This window comes from Microbacterium sp. Bi128 (assembly GCF_918698205.1).
This window is the reverse complement of record NZ_CAKKMM010000247.1, coordinates 1-5,843: the sequence shown is the minus strand read 5'-3', so window position 1 is coordinate 5,843 and position 5,843 is coordinate 1. Positions and strand designations below refer to the sequence as shown.

Below are 5,843 nucleotides of genomic sequence, written 5' to 3'. Positions count from 1 at the left end.
CATCGAACGCTTCGCGGCCGTCGAGGATGCCGCCCGGCTCCGGGATGCCCTCGGCGTGCCGCTGCCCATGGGTGTGCCGCTGGCCTTCATCGAACCGGTCGCGGACCCCCTCGGCGACCTCGTCTCGCGCTACGCCCGCACGCACGGGCCCTTCACCGCCGCCGAGGCCGCGGCGCGGCTGGGACTGGGCGTCGCCGTCGTCGGCACGGCACTGAAGCGGCTGGCCGCGGACGGGCGCGTGGTGGAAGGAGAGTTCCGCCCGCACGCTGCGCCACCGGCGGGCACGTCAGCCAGCACGGCAGCCGGCGGTGAAGAATCCGGGGTGGAGGGATCCGGCGAGGAGGCGTTCCAGCCCGCCGTTTTGCCCACTGTTTTGCCTCCGGCCAGCGTGAGCGAATGGTGCGACGCCGAGGTCCTCCGCAGGCTGCGCCGCCGTTCCCTCGCCGCGCTCCGCGCCGAAGTCGAACCGGTGGACGCCGCCGCCTACGGCCGATTCCTTCCCGCCTGGCAGAACGTGCGGACCCCGGGCGGCCGCGGGCAGTCCGCGCTCCGCGGCCTGGACGGCATTATCACGGCCATCGACCAGCTCTCCGGCGTGCCCATTCCGGCCTCGGCATGGGAGCCGCTTGTCCTGGCCAGCCGCGTCTCCAACTACCAGCCGGCCATGCTGGACGAGCTCATGGCCGCCGGCGAGGTCCTCTGGTCCGGTGCCGGCTCGCTGCCCGGCAACGACGGCTGGGTGAGCCTGCACCTCGCCGATTCGGCCGAACTGACGCTGAACCCGTCCATCGACTTCGAACCCGGCGACGCGCAGCGACGGCTCCTCGAGCACCTGCAGAACAACGGCGGCGGCTACTTCTTCCGGCAGCTGACCGAGGTTGCCGGCGGCATGGATTCGGTGCTCAGCGACCAGGACGTGGTGGCCGCACTCTGGGATCTCGCCTGGGCGGGCCGGATTACCGGCGACACGTTCGCCCCCGTCAGGGCCCTGATCGCCGGCGGCCACACCGCGCACCGGCAGGTGGGGCGCGCCCCGCGGGCCCGCGCGCCGCGGCTCAGCCGGCTCGGACGGGCGCACGGCACCGGCCTGCTCGGATCACCGGGACTCACCGGCGGCCGGTACGGATCCGTGACCGGCACCGCGCCCGCTCCCCCGCTCGCCGCGGGACGCTGGTCCGCGCTGCCCTCCCCGGAGCTCGATCCCACCATCCATGCCCGGGCCACCGCGGAGCTGCTGCTGGACCGCTATGGCGTGGTCACCCGCGGCTCGGTCATGGCAGAAAACATCCTCGGCGGCTTCGGCCTCATGTACAAGGTTCTGGCCCGGCTCGAGGAAGCCGGACGCTGCCGCCGCGGCTACTTCATCGAACACCTCGGCGCGGCGCAGTTCGCCGTCCCGGCCACGGTGGACCGGCTGCGGTCCTACGTCGAGGACGCCGAGTTGCACAAGGCCGAGCCGGTGGCCCTGGCCCTCGCCGCGACCGACCCCGCCAACCCCTACGGCGCCGCACTGCCGTGGCCTGCGCTCAACGTCGACGCCGGCACCGGCCACCGCCCGGGCCGGAAGGCCGGCGCCCTCGTGGTCCTGGTCGACGGCGCCCTGGCGCTGTACGTCGAGCGCGGCGGCAAGACCCTGCTCGCGTTCAGCGACGACCCCGACGTCCTGGCCGCGGCCGGCACGGCCCTGGTGGGTGTGGTGACCCGAGGCGCGGTGGACAAGCTGATCATGGAAAAGGTCAACGGCCACGGCATCCTGGACACCCCGGTGGCGGCTGCCCTCGCCCAGGCCGGGGCCTATTCCACGCCCAAGGGACTGAGGATCCGTGCCTGAGGGCGATTCGGTCTTCCGCGCCGCCGCACAGCTGCACGCTGCCCTGGCCGGGAAGGAACTGGTCTCCTCCGACTTCAGGGTCCCGCGCTTCGCCACCCTGAAACTCGGCGGCTGGACCGTGGCCGAGGTGGTGCCCCGCGGCAAGCACCTGCTGATGCGCGTCCAGGGCCCGACGCCCAGCGACCGGCTCACCATCCATTCGCACCTGAAGATGGAGGGCAGCTGGCAGGTCTACCCGCCCGGGGGCCGCTGGCGGAAGCCCGGCTTCACGGCCCGCTGCGTGCTGCGGACCGCCACGGCCGACGCCGTCGGGTTCTCCCTGGGCATCCTTGAGGTGGTACGGACCGACCAGGAGGACACCATCGTGGGGCACCTCGGCCCGGACCTGCTGGGCCCGGACTGGGACGCGGCCGAGGCCGAACACCGGCTGCTCTCGGCTCCGGACGTTCCGATCGGCGTCGCCCTGCTGGACCAGAGCAAGCTCGCGGGGATCGGAAACATCTACCGGTGCGAGGCCTGCTTCCTCGCGGGAGTCCATCCGGCGTCGCCCGTCTCGGCAGTGCCGGATCTGGCCGCCATCATTACCGACGCCCAGGTCCTGCTCTCCGCCAACCTCGGGCCGGGCCGGCGGACCACCGTGCTGAACGCGCGGGGCGTGCCGGTGGGCCGCACCGCCGGGCGTCCCGGTTACTGGGTTTACCGGCGCGAGCACCAGCCGTGCCTCAAATGCGGCACTCCGATCCGCCGCGGCGTCCTGGGCAAGGAGAACGGCGCCGGCACCTTCACCGAGGAACGGGACATCTACTACTGCCCCACCTGCCAGCCCCTGCCGGGCCCAGGATCAGAAGGCGCCAGCTGACGGGGCCCACGGGAATTAACCCGCGGAGATCAATCGGCCGGCCCGCTGCCCGCCGCCACAGGGACCGCCGCCACAGGGACAGCCGTCCCGGCAACGACGGCTTCCGTTTCAGTTCCGGACGTTTCAGTTCCAGCCGCTTCAGTTCCTGCTGCTTCAGTTCCTGCCGCAGGGACCGGACGCGCTTCCGGAACGGTGAACCGCGGCAGCAGCAACTGCACCAGGGGGCCAATGGCCAGCGCGTACAGCACCGTGCCCACACCGACCGAGCCGCCCAGCAGCCAGCCCGCGCCAAGGACCACCACTTCAATGCCGGTGCGGCACACCCGGACCGGCCAGCCCGTCCGCCGGGCGAGGCCCGTCATGAGCCCGTCCCGTGCGCCCGGGCCCAGGCGGGCGCCGATGTAGCAGGCGGAGGCGACGCCGTTGAGCAGCACGGCCCCGACGAGCAGGCAGATCTGGCCGCCCAGATGCGAAAACTGTGGAATCAGGGCCAGCCCGATGTCCGCGAAGACCCCCACCAGCACCGCGTTGCACAGGGTTCCGACGCCGGGCCATTGCCGGAGCGGGATCCACAGCAGCAGCACCAGGAAGCTGACAACAACCACCACCGTGCCGAGGCTGAGCCCGGTCCTGGCCGCCAGCCCCTGGTGGAGCACGTCCCACGGCGCCGTGCCGAGGCTGGCGCGGATGACCATGGCGAGGGAAATGCCGTAAAGAGCGAGGCCGATGAGGAGCTGGAGGAGTCTGCGGGTCAACATGGTCTCCATCCTCCACGAAAACTGGCCTTGCAATCCATAGCCAGTTTGAAATACTGGCTCTATGTCCGTCTCTTTGACTCCGGGGTCGCTGGCCCGCCTGCTGGGCGAGTGGAACGTCGGTGCCGCCCCCGCTTACCGCGAGCTGGCCGACGTCGTCCGCCTGCTCATCCTCGACGGCCGCGTCGCCCTGGACGTCGCCCTGCCGAGCGAGCGCTCGCTGGCAGCGGCCCTTGGCATCAGCCGCACCACGGTGACGGCGGCCTACGCCCTGCTGCGAGAGCAGGGTTTCCTCAGCAGCGGCCAGGGCAGTCGGAGCCGGAGCTGCATCCCGAGCCAGGGGCCCTTGCATGCCGGCGGCCACGACGGAGCCCTGCGGCTGAGTGGCGCGCCCGGACTGGCGGTGCCGGACGGGATCCTGGACCTGGCTTATGCCTCCCTGCCCGCCAGCGGCGAAGTGGTGCACCGGGCCTTTGCCGCGGCCCTGACCGAATTGCCGGCCCTGCTGCCTGGCTTCGGCTACGACGCCCTGGGCGTGGGCCCGCTCCGGGAAGCCATTGCGGCCCGGTACACCGCCGCCGGGGTCCCGACAACGGCCGCGCAGGTCCTGGTCACCTCCGGCGCCCAGCACGCGCTGAACATTGTGCTCCGCACATTGGCCGGGCGGTCCGGGACCACGGTGCTCGTGGAGCATCCTAGCTATCCGAACGCCCTCGACGCGATCCGGGCTGCGGGCTGCCGACCGGTCCCGGTGGCCATGCCTGCCGCAGCCCCCGGCGGCACAGGCCATAACGGCGCAGTCCACGGCGGCCGTGTCCACAGCGCAGGCGGTAACGGCCTTGCCCACAACGGCGCAGGCGGCTGGGACCTCGAGGCCATGGAAACGGCGCTGCTCCAGCAGCGCCCCGCGATGGCGTATGTGGTGCCGGACTTCCACAACCCCACCGGCCGGCTGATGCCCGATTCCCAGCGGCGCCGGCTCGTGAAGGCGGCCGCGGCGTCGGGCACTGTGCTGGTGGTGGACGAGACGCTGCGGGAGTTGAACCTCGACGGCGCCGCCTCGACCCCCATGGCCGCTTTCAGCCCGGCGGTGGTCTCCCTCGGTTCCCTCAGCAAGTCGCACTGGGCAGGGCTGCGCACCGGCTGGATCCGCGCCAGCGAGCCCCTCATCCAGCGTTTCGCCGCTGCCCGCACCACCCTGGACCTGGGCGGGCCGGTGGTGGAGCAGCTCGCCGGGGCGCATCTGGTCAACGCCATGACGGAGCCGCTCCCCGACAGGCTGGCCGCGCTGCGCGAGAACCGGCACAAACTGGTGGAACTGATTCGGGAGCACCTGCCCGGTTGGGAGCCCGAATGGCCCGTCGGCGGCCTGTCCGTCTGGTGCCGACTCCCGGCGCCGATCAGCACGGCACTGGCGGTGCTGGCCCCCGACGTCGGGATCCGGCTCGCCGCCGGACCCCGGTTCGGCGTCGGCGGCGCGTTTGAGCAGTACTTGCGGTTGCCGTTCACGCTGCCACCGGAGCAGCTGGAGACGGCCGTGCTGGCATTGCGTTCGGCGCAGGACCGGCTGGAGGCCTCCCCGCAGCTGCGGCGCAACCTGTCGTCCCCGCCGGCCGCGGCCATCGCTTGAGACCGGGCGCCCTCGGGGCCGCCCTGCGACGCCCTTTCTTTCCCGCGTCTCGAGGTCGCCGGAAACGTCCGAAGTCGCCGGTCGATTCCGGCGACTTCGGCCCGTTCCGGCGAATTCGAACGTTCAGGGCATCGCCAGGCAGGATGCACGTCGCGGGCTCAGGCGTAGACCTTCGTCAGGAACCCGGCCCAGGCCTTCGCCGTCGCCCCGGCGTCCCCGCTGCAGCTGAAGTCGTGCACGGTCATGCCCACGGGTGCGCCGAAGGCGTTGCGCCCGAAGAAGCGGTACAGCGTGTCCGCGGTGCGGAGGCCGAGGAAGTTCTCGTTGGCGAAGTCGATCTCACCGGCCAGCGGCCCGACGCCGTCGAGCTCCAGCTCCACCGCCTGCCCCTGGGCCACAGCATCGACGCCTAGGGCTTTCTTAAGCCGGTCGAAGCCGTCCGGGGTCTGCGAAGCCGCGGGTGCCTGGATGTCCGCGAAGACCACGGGCTTGCCGTCGAAGTACTTCAGGTACTGGCCCAGGGTGTGCAGATAGAACGCCGTGTGCTTGCTGGCGCCGTCGTACTGCTCATCCCAGTTGTCCGCGAAGATGCCGCTGTGCACATAGTGCAGCCGGGCCCGGCCACCATCGAGCGGTTCCAGGACGTGCTCCAGCTGGTTGAACCAGCCATCCGGACCGTCCATCCGGGACACCAGATGGGAGGGGTATTCGTCTACGGTCCGGACCGCGGGCCATTGGTCCGTGGGGAACATCCAGGCCGGGGTGTCC

At 71.6% G+C, this 5,843-nt stretch carries 4 protein-coding genes and 1 pseudogene; 3 read left to right on the top strand and 2 right to left on the bottom strand.

Annotation, left to right across the window (positions count from 1 at the left end; genetic code table 11):
* Together LQV45_RS16080 and LQV45_RS16075 are read left to right on the top strand one after the other, a co-directional pair.
* Positions 1-1,831: pseudogene (locus LQV45_RS16080) on the top strand (ATP-dependent helicase); the annotation flags it as partial.
* Entirely contained in the window at positions 1,824-2,690 is an 867-nt protein-coding gene (locus tag LQV45_RS16075) for an Fpg/Nei family DNA glycosylase (RefSeq protein ID WP_230007899.1), read from the top strand. The pseudogene LQV45_RS16080 and the gene LQV45_RS16075, both read left to right, overlap by 8 nt.
* A 29-nt stretch (positions 2,691-2,719) precedes the next feature.
* Here the strand turns inward: LQV45_RS16075 and LQV45_RS16070 are convergent, their stop codons facing one another.
* Positions 2,720-3,448 carry a YitT family protein gene (locus LQV45_RS16070; protein WP_230007898.1) on the bottom strand — a complete coding sequence of 243 codons (729 nt, stop codon included), beginning with the start codon at positions 3,446-3,448 and terminating at the stop codon, positions 2,720-2,722.
* 61 nt (positions 3,449-3,509) lie between these two features.
* Here LQV45_RS16070 and LQV45_RS16065 point away from each other — a divergent pair, with 61 nt between their 5' ends.
* Positions 3,510-5,075, top strand: coding sequence for a PLP-dependent aminotransferase family protein (locus LQV45_RS16065; RefSeq protein ID WP_230007897.1), 1,566 nt, complete (start codon positions 3,510-3,512; stop codon positions 5,073-5,075).
* A gap of 158 nt (positions 5,076-5,233) precedes the next feature.
* On the opposite strand, the gene LQV45_RS16060 is transcribed toward LQV45_RS16065, so the two are convergent.
* Positions 5,234-5,843, bottom strand: a 610-nt coding sequence (locus LQV45_RS16060; protein WP_230007896.1) for an SRPBCC domain-containing protein, incomplete at its 5' end; no start/stop codon positions are given.